Origin of the sequence: Streptomyces sp. ALB3, from assembly GCF_044385685.1 — a bacterium.
Lineage (GTDB): Bacteria > Actinomycetota > Actinomycetes > Streptomycetales > Streptomycetaceae > Streptomyces.
The window spans coordinates 543,426-559,811 of sequence record NZ_JBISCE010000003.1 but is presented as its reverse complement, the minus strand read 5'-3'; the positions used below and the strand labels follow the sequence as shown (position 1 = coordinate 559,811).

Here is a 16,386-nt window from a genome sequence, read left to right as displayed (position 1 = left end):
TTCGGGTGACACGAACGGAACGCGACAGGCGACGCCCGGGCCGGCGGGTGTCAGCCGGCGGCGGCGACCGTCATTCGGCGGCCGCGGCCGGACGGTCGGCGCCGCTCACGGCCACGTCCTGCTCGGGCACCGCCTGGCCCGAACGGATCAGGTCGATCCGTCCCATCACCTTCGAACGCAGGTCGGCGGGGACGTCGTCCTGCCCGCAGCAGCGCTTGACCAGCTTCTTCACCGCCTGCTCCAGGCCGTACTTCTCGAGGCACGGCGAGCACTCCTCGAAGTGCACCTCGAACTTGGTGCAGTCGCCCTCGGGCATCTCACGGTCGAGGAACTCGTAGAGATGATCGAGAACCTCTGAGCAGTCCGTCTCGTGCGGCTCTCCGCAGCTCATGAGGCCGAGCCTTTCCTGTCGTCCGACTCACCGGCTCCGGCCGGGACGAGCCCGCGCTCACGCGCGTAGTCCTCCAGCATGCCGCGCAGCTGGCGGCGCCCCCGGTGCAGGCGGGACATCACCGTACCGATGGGTGTCCCCATGATGTCTGCGATCTCCTTGTAGGCAAAGCCCTCCACATCGGCGAGATACACGGCGATGCGGAACTCCTCGGGGATCGACTGGAGCGCGGACTTCACATCGGAGTCCGGCAGGTGGTCGAGTGCCTGGGACTCCGCCGAGCGCAGCCCGGTCGACATGTGCGACTCGGCGCGCGCGAGCTGCCAGTCCTCGATCTCCTCGGCGGCGCTCCGCTGGGGTTCCCGCTGCTTCTTGCGGTACGAGTTGATGAAGGTGTTGGTGAGGATGCGGTACATCCACGCCTTGAGGTTCGTGCCCTCACGGAACTGGTGGAAGGAGCCGTACGCCTTGGCGTACGTCTCCTGGACCAGGTCCTCCGCGTCCGCGGGATTACGCGTCATGCGCAGCGCGGCCGAGTACATCTGGTCCAGATATCCGAGGGCGTCCCGCTCGAAGCGCGCGTTGCGCTCGGCGGTCGTCTCCTGCGCACGGCCGTCGTCGGTCCCTGTGTCGGTCCCAGTGACCGGACCCACCTCCTCCAACGATGTGGCGGACCCGATACCGGACCCGCTCGCCTCGGAGAATAGTCGACCTTGCTTCCGCGCGTGCTGTCGATCGGCTCCGCCCTGGGCGCGCGCCGGAGTGCTCTTGGCCGCGTGAAGCACCGTCCACTCCAGTCCGGCGGCGTTCGAGCGGCTCGGGCAGATGGTCGAACCCATGCGACGGACTCCCTCTCCACGTACGACGTTGTTGTACCGACATCCCCCACAACAGCCGCCCCGCACGGCGCATTCCCGGGGCCCGTGCGGGTGGGGGCGGTCACGTGTCAGGAGAGCCCGTCCAGCCAGTCGGCCACCGCTCCGGCGAGGAGGTCCACCGCCTGATCCCGGGTCAGGGGCGCCTTCGCGGGAACGGCGAAACCGTGGTCCGCGTACGGCACCTCGACGAGCCTGTGCTCCCCCGGGGGAAACTCCTCCGGCCGCCCGAACGGGTCGCGTGCGCCCTGCACCACGAGGGTGGGGACACCCGCGCCGAGCAGCTCGCCCGCGCGGGACTTCTCGGGCTTGCCCGGCGGATGCAGGGGGAAGCTCAGGGCGAGCACCGCGCGGGCTCCGAGTTCCGCCGCCGTACGGCAGGCCACCCGGGCCCCCGCGCTCCGTCCCCCGGCGACGACGGGCAGCCCCGGGGCGGTCAGCGCGGGCCACAGCCCCCGCCAGCCGGTGTCCAGGGTCCGGGGCGCCGGCGCCAGCTTCTTCCCGGCCACCCGCCACGGCTGCTCCACCAGGGCCACGGTCACCCGGCGGTCCGGCAGCGCCGCGGCCAGCGCCTGGAGGTCGCGGGCCTCGATGCCGCCGCCCGCGCCGTGGCTGACGGCGAGCACCAGACGCGCCCTCTCCGCGGGGAGCCAGGTGATCCTGGCCTCTCCGGCGTCCGTGCCGACGCCTTCTGTCCTACGCGCAGTCCCTGCAGTACGGCTCACAGGCCCATACTGCCGGGTCAGAAGAGCGTGCTCACCTCAGGCGCGGCCAGCTCCTCCAGGAGCTCCGGGCCGTTGTTGCGCACGTTGCTGACCGCGGTGGCCACCGGATAGGCCCGCATCAGTCCGCCCGGCGGCGGCTCCAGCAGCGCCCTGAGTTCCTCGACGCCGGTGCGCGACGGGTCGAGCCAGTCGTCCCAGCGGTCCGGGGTCAGCATGAGCGGCATCCGCGGGTGGATCTCGGAGAGGGAGGCCGGTCCCCCGGCGGGGGCCACGGCGAGCGGGGACGTCTCCGCCTCGGTCGTGATGACCGAGCAGGTCACCCACCAGGCCCCCGGGTGGTCGTCCGGGAGGGTCCGGTCACGCCAGAAGTCGTACAGGCCCGCCATGGCGAAGACGGAGCCGTCCGCCGGTGTCACGAAGTAGGGCTGCTTGCGGGGCCGCTTCCTCTTCCCCTTCTCCTCCAGCTGCCGCTCGTCGGCCCCGGTGACCCACTCGTAGTAGCCGTCGGCCGGCAGGATGCAGCGCCTCGACACGAAGGGGCGGCGGAAGGACGGCTTCTCGTGGACGGTCTCCGCGCGTGCGTTGATCATGCGCGCGCCGCCCTCCGGCGACTTCGACCAGGAGGGCACGAGTCCCCATTTCAGGGCCCGCAGCTGGCGAACCGGACGCTGATCGTGTGCGTCCTTCACAGGACGGTCCAGGACCGCGTAGACCTCCTTGGTCGGCGCGACGTTCCAGTCGGGCTCCAAGGTCTCCGTGGGTTCCCACTTCTCCACACCGAAGAGCCCGGTCAGGTCTTCCGGCCGCCGACTCGCTGCATACCGTCCGCACATGAGTGCCAGACTGCCACGACCCGCCGGTCGAGTGGACGCCGATCACTCAAGGATTTCGAGGAGCCGCCCCACCATGGACACCACCGACCTGGGCGATCTGTGGGATCGCGTCTTCGGGACCCAGCCCGCCCCCGAGCAGTGGCTGGTGGTCGTCACGGCCACGGTGGCGCTCGTCGCGGTGGTGCCGAACCTCCTGTGGCGGCTGTCGCGCAACGCGATCACCATCGCGCACGAGGGAGGGCACGGACTGGTGGCCCTGCTCACCGGGCGGCAGCTCTCCGGCATCCGTCTGCACTCGGACACCAGCGGCCTCACCGTCAGCCGCGGCAAGCCCACCGGCATCGGCATGATCCTCACCGCGGCGGCCGGCTACACGGCGCCGCCGCTGCTCGGGCTGGGTGGTGCCTGGCTGCTGACGAACGGCCGGATCACGCTGCTCCTGTGGCTGGCGACCGCCCTCCTCGCGGTGATGCTCGTGATGATCCGCAACCTGTACGGCGCCCTGACGGTCATCCTCACGGGTACGGCCTTCCTGCTGGTCTCCTGGCTGACCCCGGCCGACGTCCAGTCGGCGTTCGCGTACACCGTGGTCTGGTTCCTGCTGCTCGGCGGCGTGCGCCCGGCGTTCGAGCTGCAGTCCAAGCGCCGGTACGGCGGCGCACCCGACTCGGACGCCGACCAGCTCGCCCGGCTGACGCACGCGCCGGCCGCCATGTGGCTCTTCCTCTTCCACGCGGTGTCGCTCTGCTCGCTGACCGGCGGTGGACGCTGGCTGCTCGGCCTGTGACGGCGCGCGGGCGGGTACTCATGGGCACGCGCCCTGTACCACCGTTGTGTTACGTGTCGGTTTCAGCCCGTTTGAGCGGGATCTGGGATTGCGGTGAGCCACTAAAGTGAAGGGCATGACCGAAAGTTCCGTGCACCCCGCCCTCTGGCCCGCCCCTCGAGCGACCGGGGCCGTCGACGCCACCGTCACCGTGCCCGGATCCAAGTCGGTCACCAATCGCGCTCTCGTCCTCGCCTCCCTGTCGTCGGAGCCGGGGTGGCTGCGCCGCCCGCTGCGCTCCCGCGACACCCTGCTGATGGCCTCGGCGCTCCGCGCGATGGGCGTGGGCATCGAGGAGGGCGTGGGCCCGGACGGCTCGGGCGAGGCATGGCGGGTCATCCCCGCCGGGCTGCACGGTCCCGCCCGTGTGGACGTCGGCAACGCGGGGACCGTGATGCGCTTCCTGCCGCCCGTGGCCTGCCTCTCGGACGGCCCCGTCCACTTCGACGGGGACCCGCGCTCCTACGAGCGGCCCCTGCACGGCGTGATCGGCGCGCTGAAGTCCCTGGGGGCGCGGATCGACGACGACGGCCGGGGGACGCTGCCGCTCACCGTGCACGGCGCGGGCGCTCTGGACGGCGGCGCGGTGTCCATCGACGCCTCCGCCTCCTCCCAGTTCGTCTCGGCGCTGCTGTTGTCCGCGCCCCGGTTCAACCAGGGCGTCGAGGTGCGCCACACCGGCTCGGCCCTGCCCTCCATGCCGCACATCCGCATGACCGTCGACATGCTGCGCTCGGTCGGCGCCCAGGTCGACGAGCCCGAGACGGGCGGCGAGCCCGACGTCTGGCGGGTCTCCCCCTCCGCCCTCCTCGGCCGCGATCTGACCGTCGAGCCGGACCTCTCCAACGCCCAGCCCTTCCTGGCCGCCGCGCTGGTGACCGGTGGCCGGGTCACCGTCCCCGACTGGCCCCGGCGGACCACCCAGCCGGGTGACGCGCTGCGCGAGATCTTCACCGCGATGGGTGGCGCCTGCGAGCTGACCGAGCGCGGCCTCACCTTCACCGGCTCGGGCACGGTCCACGGCATCGACGTCGACCTGAGCGAGGTCGGTGAGCTGACGCCGGGCATCGCGGCCCTCGCCGCCCTCGCGGACTCCCCGTCCACCCTGAAGGGCGTCGCCCATCTGCGGCTGCACGAGACGGACCGGCTCGCGGCACTCACCAAGGAGATCAACGGTCTCGGCGGCGACGTCACGGAGACGGCCGACGGCCTGCGGATCACGCCCCGCCCGCTGCACGGTGGCATCTTCCGGACGTACGACGACCACCGGATGGCGACCGCCGGAGCGATCATCGGTCTCGCGGTGGCGGGGGTGGAGATCGAGAACGTCGGCACGACGGCCAAGACCCTGCCCGACTTCCCGGAGATGTGGACCGGAATGCTCGGCGAACCCTCCGGCGCCGTCGGCGTCTCACCCGGCGCACTCGGTGTCTCACCGGGGCGCGGGGTCTGAGGGCATGCGCCGCTACGGGAAGAACCCCGACGAGGACGACATCCGCGTCCGTCCCAACCCCAAGGGCAACCGGCCCCGCACCCACACGCGCCCCAAGCACGAGGACGCTCAGGACGGCATGGTGCTCACGGTCGACCGCGGCAGGCTCACCTGCCTCGTCGACGGCCGCGCCGTGACGGCCATGAAGGCCCGCGAGCTGGGCCGCAAGGCCGCCGTGGTCGGCGACCGCGTCTCCCTGGTGGGTGACCTCTCGGGCGACAAGGACACCCTGGCGCGCATCGTGCGGATCGGCGCCCGCACATCGGTGCTCCGCCGCACGGCCGACGACGACGATCCGTTCGAGCGGGTGGTCGTCGCCAACGCCGACCAGTTGGCCATCGTCACCGCCCTCGCAGATCCGGAACCCCGTCCGCGCATGATCGACCGCTGCCTGGTGGCGGCGTACGACGGCGGACTCACCCCGCTCCTGGTGCTGACCAAGTCCGACCTGGCCTCGGCGGACAAGCTCCTGGAGGCGTACACCCCGCTGGGCGTCCCCTACATCGTGACCAGCCGCGAGGAGCTGGAGAACGGCGACGCCGCCGACCGGGTGCGAGAGCTGTTGAACGACCGTGTGACCGCCTTCGTGGGGCACTCCGGGGTCGGAAAGACGACCCTGGTCAACGCCCTCGTGCCGAAGGACCGCCGGCGGACGACCGGGGTCGTCAACGCGGTCACCGGGCGCGGCAGGCACACCACCACCTCGGCTCTCGCGCTGCCGCTGCCGGACGGCCGCGGCTGGGTGGTCGACACCCCCGGCGTACGGTCGTTCGGGCTCCACCACGTCGACCCCTCACGAGTCATCAACGCCTTCCCCGACCTCCAGCCGGGCACGGAGAACTGTCCGCGCGGCTGCACCCACGACGGGCAGGAGCCGGAGTGCGCCCTGGACGCCTGGGTGACGGAGGGTCACGCCGATCCGGCTCGGCTGGACTCACTGCGGAGACTGCTCTCGACCCGGGAGCGCCGCGAGGGCGACTGAGGACGGCGGCGGACGCCGCCCGCCCGACTCGCGCACGTTTGCGGGCTCCCACGGCTGGTAAGGGCATAATCGCGCAAGCGGGACGAAGCGTCACCTACGTGGGAGGCACCTGACGATGGCGTGGTTGCTGGTCGTGGTCGCCGGACTGCTGGAGACCGGCTTCGCCGTGTGTCTGAAGCTCTCGCACGGGTTCACCCGTATCTGGCCGACGATCGCCTTCTGTGCGTTCGCCCTCGGGAGCTTCGGTCTCCTCACGATGGCTCTCAAGAAGCTCGACGTCGGCCCGGCCTACGCGGTGTGGACGGGCATCGGAGCGGCCGGTACCGCGATCTACGGCATGGTCTTCCTCGACGACGTGGTCTCCACGCTCAAGCTGGTGTCGATCTCGCTGGTGATCATCGGTGTGATCGGTCTCCAGCTGTCGGGCTCGACGCACTGAGTCCGCGGGCCGAGCGTGGGGGCGCCGGCACCAACGCGCAGGACAGTGCGAGCCGGAGCGACCTCGCAGAGCAGGGCCGGCTCCGCCAGGTCACGCGCCGGGGAGCCCTCGTCCAGCATGACCACGGCCCGGTCACGGACGAGCGTGAGCAGTTCGGTGGGCGTCGGCGGCGCCGTAACGTTCCGCCGCCGGGCCTCCAGGTCCCGGTAGGTGGCCCCCCCCGGACGCCGGTCAGAAGTGCTTTGACCAGGGCGTCCGCGCGGGCGGCCCGGACCGTGTAACGGGCGAGTTCCAGCGGCCCTCCTGCCGGGTGCGGTGGGTGTCGAGCGCCTGTGCCACGCCGGCCAGGCAGTCGTCGGCCGCGCGCCGGACGAGTGCGCGGCCGAGGCCGTCCTTGCCGCCGAACTGGTTGTAGAGGGTCTGCCGGGAGACCCCGGCCCCGGCCGCGACGTCGGCCCTGCGCACCGCCGCCCAGGGCAGCGCGGAGCGTGCCGAGTCCAGCAGGGCTTCTCGCGCTGAGGGCATCGCCGCCTCCCACGCCGGGGACCCGCCCACCAGGGTCGACGGGCTCCGGGGCACTGCCGAGGGGCCGCGCGCCGGGGCCGTGTAGCCCGGGCGGGTGGCTCTGGATACTGTGACGGCATGCCCGATTACCACGATGATCTGCGCCTGGCCCACGTCCTGGCGGACGCCGCCGACGCGGCGACGATGGACCGGTTCAAGGCCCTGGACCTCAAGGTCGAGACGAAGCCGGACATGACCCCGGTGAGCGAGGCCGACAAACACGCGGAGGAGCTGATCCGTGGGCATCTCCACCGGGCCCGCCCCCGCGACGCGATCCTGGGCGAGGAGTACGGCGTCGAGGGCTCCGGTCCACGGCGCTGGGTCGTCGACCCGATCGACGGCACCAAGAACTACGTACGCGGTGTCCCCGTCTGGGCGACGCTGATCTCGTTGATGGAGGCGGGCGAGGACGGCTTCCAGCCGGTGGTCGGCGTGGTGTCGGCCCCCGCGCTGAACCGCCGCTGGTGGGCGGCGAAGGGTGCCGGAGCCTTCTCCGGCCGCAGCCTGACCTCCGCGACACGGCTGCACGTGTCGAAGGTCGAGCGGATCGCGGACTCCTCGTTCGCGTACGCGTCGATGACCGGCTGGGAGGAACAGGGCCGGCTCGACGGCTTCATGGATCTGACCCGGGCCTGCTGGCGCACCCGTGGATACGGGGACTTCTGGCCGTACATGATGGTCGCCGAGGGGTCGGTGGACATCTGCGCCGAGCCCGAGCTCTCCCTGTGGGACATGGCGGCGAACGCGATCATCGTCCAGGAGGCCGGCGGGCGGTTCACCAGCCTGGACGGGGTCTCCGGCCCCGGCGGCGGCAACGCGGCGGCGTCCAACGGGCTGCTCCACCACGAGCTGCTCGGCTATCTCAACCAGCGCTCCTAGGCGGCCGGCCCGGCCGGGATCCGGCCTGGAGGAGGCGCCCGCCCCCTTGTAGCGGCTCCCTGTGGGTGCGACTCTGGGGTCCCCCCACTTGTGAACTTGTGAACCGGCTCACGAAGGGCCGCCCCACAAGGTCGCTCTCCGAAGGAGGTGGCTCCTCGCATGCTCGTCCGTGACGCCATGAGCACCCTGGTCCTCACCATCGGCCCGGCCCACACACTCCGTCAGGCGGCCCGGCTGATGTCGGCCCGGCGCATCGGAGCGGCTGTCGTCCACGATCCCGACACCTGCGGACTCGGCATCCTCACCGAGCGGGACATCCTCGACGCGCTCGGCGCGGGACTGGACCCCGACACGGAGACGGCGGCCGCGCACACGACCACCGACGTGGTCTTCGCCTCGCCCGCCTGGACTCTGGAGGAGGCCGCGGAGGCCATGACGCACGGCGGCTTCCGGCACCTGATCGTGCTGGACGGCGAGGGTCCCGTGGGGATCGTCTCGGTGCGCGACATCATCAGGTGCTGGGTCCCCGCCAGAAGGCGCCCGGCCGAACTGGCGCTCTGACCGGGGGCCGGACCGCCGGAGCCGGACACGACCGCGGGCCGGACCCCCTGAACCGTCCAGGGGATCCGGCCCGCCGCCGGCAAGCGTCCGTGCTATCCGCGCAGGGCCTGGACCGCGGCGTCCAGCCGCTTGCCGAAGTCACCGTCGGCCTGACGGAAGTTGTCGATCGCGCGCTCGGCGATGTCGTCGCGCGAGACCTTGGAGATGAAGCCGGCGAGGTTGTCGATCAGCCGGTCCTTCTCGTCCTCGGACATGAGCCGGTAGAGGTTGCCGGCCTGCACGAAGTCGTCGTCCTCGGAGTGGAGCGGCGTCTCGTGGTTGCCCGTGCCACCCGTGACGGGGACGGGCTGCCAGAGCGGACGGCCCGTCTCGGCGGGGCCGCCGAAGCTGTTCGGCTCGTAGTTCTTCGTCCCCTTGTGCCGGCCGTCGTACAGATAGCCGTCACGGCTGTTGGTGCGGGCCTCGGTGGCGTGCGGCCGGTTCACCGGCAGGTGGTCGGCGTTGATGCCGACGCGGTAGCGGTGGGCGTCGCCGTAGGCGAAGAGGCGCCCCTGGAGCATCTTGTCGGGTGACGGGCCGATGCCGGGAACGAAGTGCGCCGGGCTGAAGATCGACTGCTCGACCTCGGCGAACACGTTGTCCGGATTGCGGTTGAGCTCCAGCTTGCCGATCTCGATCGGCGGGTAGTCGGCGTGCGGCCACACCTTGGTCAGGTCGAACGGGTTGAAGCGGTACGTGGCCGCTTCCGCCGCCGGCATGATCTGGACCTGCACCGTCCAGGACGGGAACTCGCCGCGCTCGATGGACTCGCGGAGGTCGCGCTGGTGGCTGTCGGGGTCGACGCCGGAGAGGCGCACGGCCTCCTCGGTGGTGAGGTTCTTGATGCCCTGGTCCGTCTTGAAGTGGTACTTGACCCAGAAGACCTCGCCGGCCTCGTTGTTCCACTGGAACGTGTGCGAACCGAAGCCGTCCATGTGGCGGTACGAGGCGGGGATGCCCCGGTCACCGAAGAGCCAGGTCACCTGGTGCGTGGACTCGGGCGACAGGCCCCAGAAGTCCCAGACGTTGTCCGCCTCCTGCGAACCGGTGTACGGGTCGCGCTTCTGGGTGTGGATGAAGTCGGGGAACTTGATGGCGTCCCGGATGAAGAACACCGGGGTGTTGTTGCCGACGAGGTCGTAGTTGCCCTCCTCGGTGTAGAACTTGAGCGCCCAGCCGCGGGGGTCACGCACCGCGTCGGCGGAGCCGAGGTTGCCCGCCACGGTGGAGAACCGCAGGAAGGTCTCGGTCTGCTTGCCGACCTCCGACAGGAACTTCGCCCGGGTCCACCGCGAGACGTCCCGGGTCAGCGTGAAGGTGCCGTACGCACCGGCGCCCCGGGCGTGCACGACGCGCTCCGGGATGCGCTCGCGGTTGAAGTGGGCGAGCTTCTCGAGAAGCGCCTGGTCCTGGACGAGAACCGGTCCACCCGGACCAGCGGTCTCGCTGTTCTGATTGTCGGCCACCGGAGCGCCGGCCTCCGTGGTGAGCGGTCCCTGAGTCACGCGCGCCTCCTGCGTCATGTCCTGCACAGCGTCGTTCCCTGTGCAGCCTGTTCTCGGCCGCAGCCTGTCCTTGGCCAATACGTCACCGATCCTACAATGGACTTAGTCCAAGTCAAGCTGGCATCTAAAGTCACACCTATTCGGGACTCGGCCGCTCCACTGTTAGGCTGGGGCCATGAGTGACCTCCTGGAACGACTTCGTGGACGCGGCTGGCGCATGACGGCACAGCGGCGCGTGGTGGCCGAGGTTCTCGAGGGGGACCACGTGCACCTGACGGCGGACGAGGTCCACGCGAGGGCCGTCGAGCGGCTGCCCGAGATCTCCCGCGCCACCGTGTACAACACCCTGGGCGAGATGGTGTCCCTCGGAGAGGTCATCGAGGTCTCCACCGACCGCCGGGCGAAGCGGTACGACCCGAACGCCCACCGCCCCCACCACCACCTGGTCTGCGGACGCTGCGGAGCCATCCGCGACGTACACCCGTCCGGCAACCCGCTGGCCGACCTGCCGGACGACGAGCGCTTCGGGTTCACCGTCTCCGACGTCGAGGTGACCTACCGCGGCGTCTGCCCGAACTGCGCCGCCACGGCCTGACGCCCACCCCGCGCCGTCCGGCGCGGGGTGGCCCCCTCGGGCCGGGACGCCTCGCGCGCCGGGTGCGACGGCAGCACGCGGGCATACGTCAGAGGCCCGGATCCTTGGAAGGATCCGGGCCTCTGACTTTCAGTAGCGGGGACAGGATTTGAACCTGCGACCTCTGGGTTATGAGCCCAGCGAGCTACCGAGCTGCTCCACCCCGCGTCGTTGTGAGTGCAACACTACGGCACCCCCACCGACCTGAGCAAATTCATTCGAGGGACACCCGCCCGGCAGCGGCGGGGGCAGCTCCTGTCACGCGGTGAGCTCCTGGTGCAACGCCTCCAGCAGCCGCGCGGCCCGCTCGGCCACCTCCGCCGGCCCCAGCTCGACCGCGCGGGAACACCAGCGCTGCCCCTCGGTGAGCTCGCCCCGGCGGGCGGCGAGGAGCGCGAGACGCAGGGCGGCCCGGCCGTGCCCGTCGTTCGCGGCACGGCTCCACCACAGAGCCGCCTCACGCTCACTGCCCTCGCGGGCGAGCAGCAGGCCCAGGTTGAACGCTCCGTTACGACTGCCCGACTCGGCGGCCTCGCGGTACCAGCGCGCAGCACCGGCCATGTCACCGCGTGCGGCGGCGAGCATGCCGACCCTGACCTGGGCACGGCGGTGGCCCTGCTCGGCCGCTCTCTCGTACCACTCCTCGCACTCGGTCTTCTCCGGCATCGGCTCCCCCAGCGCGGGGGGACCCGGAGCAGGCTGGCGCAGATCGAGGACGCCGGCCAGCCGGAAGGCGGCTTCGGCGCTGCCCCCGCCCGCCGCGCAGCGCAGATGGCGCTCGGCCTCCCGTTCGTCGCCGTCCCGCAGCAGAGCCATGCCGACCTGGAGGGCCGCGTCGGTGTGGCCGGCCGCCGCCGCCCGCTGGTACCAGCCCAGCGCCGTGCGGTCCTCGTCGCGCCCGGCGTGCAGGATGCCGAGGTTGAAGGCGGCGTCCACGCTCCCCGCCTCCGCCGCCTTGGAGAACCAGGGCTCGGCCCCGGTCGCGTCCCCCGCCTGGAGCAGCAGCACGGCCAGCGCGTTCGCCGCCTCACGGTGCCCTGCGTAGGCGGCACGGCGGTACCACTGCTCGGCCTGAGGTATGCGGTCCTGGGCGGCACAGAGCAGGCCTAGGTTGTACGCCCCGTTGACGTCACCGGCGTCCATGGCGGCCCGGTACCAGCGCTCCGCGGTCTGCTGCTCGCCCCTGGCCGCGTGCAGGGCACCCAGCGCGTTGGCGGCGTTGCCGTCGCCGTCCTGGGCGGCCCGGAGCCACCACACGGCCGCGCTCTCCTCGTCACCCGCGTCACGCAGCAGGAATCCGAGGGCGCAGGCCGCCCGGGGCTCGCCGTCCTTGGCGGCCGTGAGGTACCAGCGGCCGGCCTCCTTCAGCTCGCCGCGCTGCTCGAGGATGGCGCCGAGATGCAGGGCGGCACGGCGGTGACCGCGCGCCGCCGCCTGGCGGTACCACTGCTCGGCCTCGCCGACCCGGCGGGGATCGGGGCCAGCGACGGGACCGTCCCGATGCACCGGCGTACCGGCGCCCAGCCCCCGGCGGTCCTCACCGACGACACGGCCCGGGCCGAAGGCGTCGTACGCGTCCCCCACGGCGGTGCGCTCGATCGTCCGGGCCAGGCGGTACGCCGCCTCCCTGTGCCCCTGCTCGGCGGCGGCGCGCAGCCAGCGCTCGGCTCCGGCGTCACCACGGTGCTCCAGCAGGTCGGCCAGCGCGTAGGCCCCCAGTGCGTGGCCCTGCTCGGCGGACTGGCGCAGCCAGTACTCGGCTCCCGGCTCGTCCCCGCGCTCCCGGAAGTGCCGCCCGAGCGCGTGTGCCGCGGCGGCGGAGCCGGCGACAGCGGCGATGCGCCACCACCCGGCCGCCTCGTCCGCGTATCCCCTCTGGTGGAGGAGCACGCCGAGATTGTTGGCCGCGGCCCGGTCGCCCTCGGCCGTGGCCGCCCGCAGGTAGGCCTCCGCGCCGTCCAGGTCTCCCCGGCGCAGCAGGAGTGCGCCCAGAACGCTCATGGACGCCGTGTCACCGGAGTCCGCCGCACGCCGGTGCCGCGCCTCCGTCTCGTCCGCGTGATCCGTGGTGTCGGAGGTGTCCGCACCCCCGGTGACGCCCGCGCGTCCGGTGGCGTCGGCCTCATCGGCGGCGCCGGTCGTGCCGGCGATGTCCGCGGCGGGTCCGGCGGCCCCGTGGACGCCGTCGACGGTGTCAGCGGTCCTGGCCAGGGCATCGGCGAATGCCGCATCTGCCTCGTTTTCCGTCGTCCGGCCGCGTCGCTGCACAAACCGCCCTGTCTCCAACAGAGTTGCCCTGTCCCCCATAAATACCATCGTCGCACCACCTGCAACCCGCGTACACCTGGTATATCGCGGCCAGTGAGGTCACTTCAGCGTTTTGTCGACATGCCCACAGAGAGACAAGTGAAACACGGTTGGGTCCAACTGGTGCCCCGCGAACCGCACTTCACTCCGACAACTTGAGAAAGGACTTCACGGCACGACGAAGGCCCGGATCCAAAGGATCCGGGCCTTCACCTTCCAGTAGCGGGGACAGGATTTGAACCTGCGACCTCTGGGTTATGAGCCCAGCGAGCTACCGAGCTGCTCCACCCCGCGTCGTTGTGTTCAAACAGTACCACGACGCGGGGTGGAGCTTTCTCAGCTGCCCTGGTCGGCGCCGCCCTCGGGCTTCTCGTCGCCCTCTCGCGGTTTCCCGGCGCCCTCGGCACCTGGGGCACCCTCGGCGCCGCCGGGCTTCGGCTGCGCCGCCGCGGCCCGCCTGAGCGCGTCCTCCAGGTCGGCCTGGGCCTTGCCGTAGGCCTCCCAGTCCTGCTCCTTGAGAGCCGTCTCACCCGCCGTGTAGGCGGTCTGGGCGTCCGCGATGGCCCTCTTCAGAGCCGCTTCCCCGGTGGCCGGCGGCTCAGTGGTGTCACCTGGATCGGTCGGCTCGGTCGGAGGCGTGGTCGTATCGGACCCCTCGACCCCGAAGACCGCGTTGAGCGCCTCCCCGAGACTGTTCTCGAACACGATCTTCGACCCGTACGAGGCGGCCACCTTGCGCAGCAACGGGTAGTTCTGCGTGCCACCGCGCGTGTAGACCGGTTCGATGTAGAGGAATCCGCCGTCGAGCGGCACGGTCAGCAGGTTTCCGTACTCGATGTCCGAGTCGGTGCCCTTGAGGTTTCTCACGAACTCGGCGACGTCGTCGTTGCCGTTGAGCTCGCTCTGCACCTGGCCGGGGCCCTTCACCGTGTTGGTGACTCTCAACAGCCTTATCGTGCCGTAGTCCTTGCCGGACGCGTCGGCGTCCACCGCCATGAACGCCCCGAGGTTCGGCCGTCCTCTCGGGGTGAACGTCGTGGTGAGCGAGAACTTCTGTGCGTCCTGGCCCGGCATCTTCATGCTCAGGTAGTACGGCGGAACGGCCCCGGGCTCCTTGTTCGTGGGGTCGTCCGGCACCTGCCAGGCGTCACTGCCGCTGTAGAACTGCGCGGGGTCCTCGACGTGGTAGCGCGTCAGCAGCTCCCGCTGGACCTTGAACAGGTCCTGGGGATACCGCAGGTGGTCCATCAGAGCCTGCGGGATGTCACCCCGGGACTTCACGGTTCCGGGGAAGGCCTTGCGCCACGTCTTGAGCACCGGGTCCTTGGTGTCCCACTCGTAGAGCGTGACCTTGCCCGTGTACGCGTCCACGGTGGCCTTCACCGAGTTGCGGATGTAGTTGACCTGGTTCTGCTGGGCGACGACCGCGCGCTGGTTGGTGGTGAGCGAGTCGGCCGTGGTGTCGCCGAGCGTCGTGCGCGAGGCGTACGGGTAGCCGTTGGTCGTGGTGTACGCGTCGACGACCCACTGGATGCGCTTGCCGACGACCGCCGGATAGGCGTCGCCGTCGATCGTCAGCCAGGGGGCGACCGCCTCGACGCGCTCCTTGGGAGTCCGGTTGTACAGGATGCGCGAGCCCTCGCCGATGGCTCCCGAATACAGTATCTGCGGCTCGCTGAAGGACACCGCGTAGGCCGCGCGGTTGAAGGCGTTGGAGAGACTGACCCCGCTCTTGCCCTTGTAGCTGGTGGTCTTCTCGCCGTCCTCCTCGTAGTCGAGCTCCTTCTGGGGCCCGCCGACGATGGAGTACTGCTCGGTCTTCTCGCCGTAGTAGATCCGCTGCTGGTACTCCCCCAGCTCGCCCGTGGTCGGAAGACCCGACTCGGTGAAGTCCGGGGAGCCCGCCGGGTTGGTGCCCGTCGTGGTGCCGCGGGCCGCGATGGCGCCGTAGCCGTGGGTGTACGTGAAGTGGTCGTTGATCCAGTTCCGCTTGGGGAGCCCGTCGAGGTTCAGCTCGCGCAGGCCGATGACGGTGTCCTGCTCCTTGCCGTCCTCACCCTTGTAGCGGTCGACGTCCAGCGTCTTGGGGAACTGGTAGTAGTTCCTCCTCTGCTGGAGCTGCTGGAAGGCCGGCGAGACGACGTTCGGGTCCATCACCCGGTAACTGGCGGCCTCGCCCGCGGAGGTGCGGAGCTTGGCTTCGTCCGTCGTGGTGCCCTTGCCGGAGTAGTCGTCCACCTTCGCGTCGTCGATGTCGTAGGCATCACGCGTCGCGTCGATGTTCTTCCGGATGAACGGGGCTTCCTTGGCCTGCTCGTTGGGCTGGACCTGGAACTTCTGCACGATCGCCGGATAGAGGCCGCCGATCAGGATCGCCGACAGCACCATCAGGCCGAAGCCGATGACGGGCAACTGCCAGGTACGCCGCCAGAGGGTCGCGAAGAAGAGCAGCGCGCAGATCACGGCGATGCAGAACAGGATCGTCTTCGCCGGCAGATAGGCGTTGGCGTCGACGTACCGCAGGCCCGTCCAGTTGTCCGTGGCCTTGAAGTCGCTGGACTTCACGGCCAGGCCGTACCGGTCGAGCCAGTACGCCACGGCCTTCAGCGCCACGAAGATGCCGAGCAGCACGGAGAGGTGGCCGGTGGCCGCGCCCGTGGCGCGCGCGCCGGGGCTCGTGACCCGCAGTCCGCCGTAGAGGTAGTGGGTCAGCGCCGCCGCGATCAGCGACAGCACCACCGCGGCGAAGCCGAATCCCAGCAGGAAGCGGTACCACGGCAGGTCGAAGGCGAAGAAGGCGACGTCCAGCTTGAACTGGGGGTCCTTCTGCCCGAACGGCACGCCGTTGACGTACATCAGCCAGGTACGCCACTGGCCCGACGCGGAGGCGCCCGCGATCAGCCCGACGAGCGCGGTGACGGCGAGCAGCACCCACTTCTTGTACGGGGCGACGCTCATCCGGTAGCGGTCCAGGCTCTGCTGTTCCAGCGACATCGCGCTCAACGGCGGCCGGAGCCGGTGCGCGAGCCAGATGTTCACGCCGATGGCGACGGCCATCAGCAGTCCGAAGACGAGGAACAGCCCGATCTTGGTCCACAGAGTGGTGGTGAAGACGGACGAATACGCGACCGACCTGTACCAGAGCCAGTCCGTCCAGAACCCGGCGAACATGACAAAAGCCATGGCGAGAACCGCCAGGACACCCAATGTCATGAGCAGGGTACGGACGCGCCGGGACGGGCGGCCGACTCTGATCCGTGGCCCGGTCGGGCCTCCGCCGCGGTCCGGCATCTGGAAAGCCAACGTGCGCACCTCGAAGTTCGCGGTCGTGTGA

Annotated in this window: 15 protein-coding genes and 2 tRNA genes; 7 read left to right on the top strand and 10 right to left on the bottom strand. The window is 70.7% G+C overall.

Annotation, left to right across the window (positions count from 1 at the left end; translation table 11 throughout):
* Positions 1-70: 70 nt before the first annotated feature.
* The 4 genes from rsrA to ACHFIV_RS04435 form a co-directional block, all read right to left on the bottom strand.
* The gene (rsrA, locus tag ACHFIV_RS04450) at positions 71-391 is read right to left on the bottom strand and encodes a mycothiol system anti-sigma-R factor (protein WP_398963696.1); all 321 of its coding nucleotides are present in this window, start codon (positions 389-391) and stop codon (positions 71-73) included.
* On the bottom strand, positions 388-1,044 hold the full coding sequence (locus tag ACHFIV_RS04445; protein ID WP_033298180.1) for a sigma-70 family RNA polymerase sigma factor: 657 nt from the start codon (positions 1,042-1,044) through the stop codon (positions 388-390). Before ACHFIV_RS04445 ends, rsrA begins: the two co-directional genes overlap by 4 nt.
* A gap of 293 nt (positions 1,045-1,337) precedes the next feature.
* Positions 1,338-1,991, bottom strand: coding sequence for an alpha/beta hydrolase family protein (locus ACHFIV_RS04440; RefSeq protein WP_398963693.1), 654 nt, complete (start codon positions 1,989-1,991; stop codon positions 1,338-1,340).
* Between the two features lie 17 nt (positions 1,992-2,008).
* On the bottom strand, positions 2,009-2,824 hold the full coding sequence (locus tag ACHFIV_RS04435; protein WP_398963690.1) for an SOS response-associated peptidase: 816 nt from the start codon (positions 2,822-2,824) through the stop codon (positions 2,009-2,011).
* A gap of 73 nt (positions 2,825-2,897) precedes the next feature.
* On the opposite strand from ACHFIV_RS04435, the gene ACHFIV_RS04430 reads away from it, so the two are divergent.
* The 4 genes from ACHFIV_RS04430 to ACHFIV_RS04415 all read left to right on the top strand — a co-directional run bounded on the left by ACHFIV_RS04430 (position 2,898) and on the right by ACHFIV_RS04415 (position 6,563).
* Positions 2,898-3,611 (top strand): M50 family metallopeptidase, encoded by a 714-nt coding sequence (locus ACHFIV_RS04430; protein ID WP_398963687.1) that lies wholly within the window; start codon positions 2,898-2,900, stop codon positions 3,609-3,611.
* A gap of 115 nt (positions 3,612-3,726) precedes the next feature.
* Positions 3,727-5,103 (top strand): 3-phosphoshikimate 1-carboxyvinyltransferase, encoded by a 1,377-nt coding sequence (aroA, locus tag ACHFIV_RS04425; RefSeq protein ID WP_398963685.1) that lies wholly within the window; start codon positions 3,727-3,729, stop codon positions 5,101-5,103.
* A gap of 4 nt (positions 5,104-5,107) precedes the next feature.
* The gene (rsgA, locus tag ACHFIV_RS04420) at positions 5,108-6,124 is read left to right on the top strand and encodes a ribosome small subunit-dependent GTPase A (protein WP_398963682.1); all 1,017 of its coding nucleotides are present in this window, start codon (positions 5,108-5,110) and stop codon (positions 6,122-6,124) included.
* Positions 6,125-6,239: 115 nt separating this feature from the next.
* Entirely contained in the window at positions 6,240-6,563 is a 324-nt protein-coding gene (locus tag ACHFIV_RS04415; RefSeq protein WP_398963679.1) for a DMT family transporter, read from the top strand.
* Between the two features lie 231 nt (positions 6,564-6,794).
* On the opposite strand, the gene ACHFIV_RS04410 is transcribed toward ACHFIV_RS04415, so the two are convergent.
* Positions 6,795-7,088: a TetR/AcrR family transcriptional regulator gene (locus tag ACHFIV_RS04410; protein WP_398963676.1), complete on the bottom strand. Its 294-nt coding sequence runs from the start codon at positions 7,086-7,088 to the stop codon at positions 6,795-6,797.
* Positions 7,089-7,205: 117 nt separating this feature from the next.
* Between ACHFIV_RS04410 and hisN the strand changes: the two genes are divergently transcribed.
* Positions 7,206-8,006, top strand: coding sequence for a histidinol-phosphatase (gene hisN / locus ACHFIV_RS04405; protein WP_398963673.1), 801 nt, complete (start codon positions 7,206-7,208; stop codon positions 8,004-8,006).
* Between the two features lie 159 nt (positions 8,007-8,165).
* Positions 8,166-8,567 carry a cyclic nucleotide-binding/CBS domain-containing protein gene (locus ACHFIV_RS04400; protein ID WP_398963670.1) on the top strand — a complete coding sequence of 134 codons (402 nt, stop codon included), beginning with the start codon at positions 8,166-8,168 and terminating at the stop codon, positions 8,565-8,567.
* Between the two features lie 92 nt (positions 8,568-8,659).
* Here ACHFIV_RS04400 and ACHFIV_RS04395 read toward each other — a convergent pair whose 3' ends face one another.
* Positions 8,660-10,111, bottom strand: a complete 1,452-nt coding sequence (locus ACHFIV_RS04395; RefSeq protein ID WP_398963667.1) for a catalase — start codon at positions 10,109-10,111, stop codon at positions 8,660-8,662.
* Between the two features lie 175 nt (positions 10,112-10,286).
* Here ACHFIV_RS04395 and ACHFIV_RS04390 point away from each other — a divergent pair, with 175 nt between their 5' ends.
* Positions 10,287-10,706: a Fur family transcriptional regulator gene (locus tag ACHFIV_RS04390; RefSeq protein WP_398963664.1), complete on the top strand. Its 420-nt coding sequence runs from the start codon at positions 10,287-10,289 to the stop codon at positions 10,704-10,706.
* A gap of 133 nt (positions 10,707-10,839) precedes the next feature.
* On the opposite strand, the gene ACHFIV_RS04385 is transcribed toward ACHFIV_RS04390, so the two are convergent.
* The 4 genes from ACHFIV_RS04385 to ACHFIV_RS04370 all read right to left on the bottom strand — a co-directional run bounded on the left by ACHFIV_RS04385 (position 10,840) and on the right by ACHFIV_RS04370 (position 16,343).
* A tRNA-Met gene (locus ACHFIV_RS04385) sits at positions 10,840-10,913 on the bottom strand.
* A gap of 90 nt (positions 10,914-11,003) precedes the next feature.
* The gene (locus tag ACHFIV_RS04380; RefSeq protein ID WP_398963661.1) at positions 11,004-13,061 is read right to left on the bottom strand and encodes a sel1 repeat family protein; all 2,058 of its coding nucleotides are present in this window, start codon (positions 13,059-13,061) and stop codon (positions 11,004-11,006) included.
* Positions 13,062-13,272: 211 nt separating this feature from the next.
* Positions 13,273-13,346 (bottom strand) — tRNA-Met (locus ACHFIV_RS04375).
* A gap of 42 nt (positions 13,347-13,388) precedes the next feature.
* Positions 13,389-16,343, bottom strand: coding sequence for a UPF0182 family protein (locus ACHFIV_RS04370; protein WP_398964214.1), 2,955 nt, complete (start codon positions 16,341-16,343; stop codon positions 13,389-13,391).
* Between the last annotated feature and the right edge of the window lie 43 nt (positions 16,344-16,386).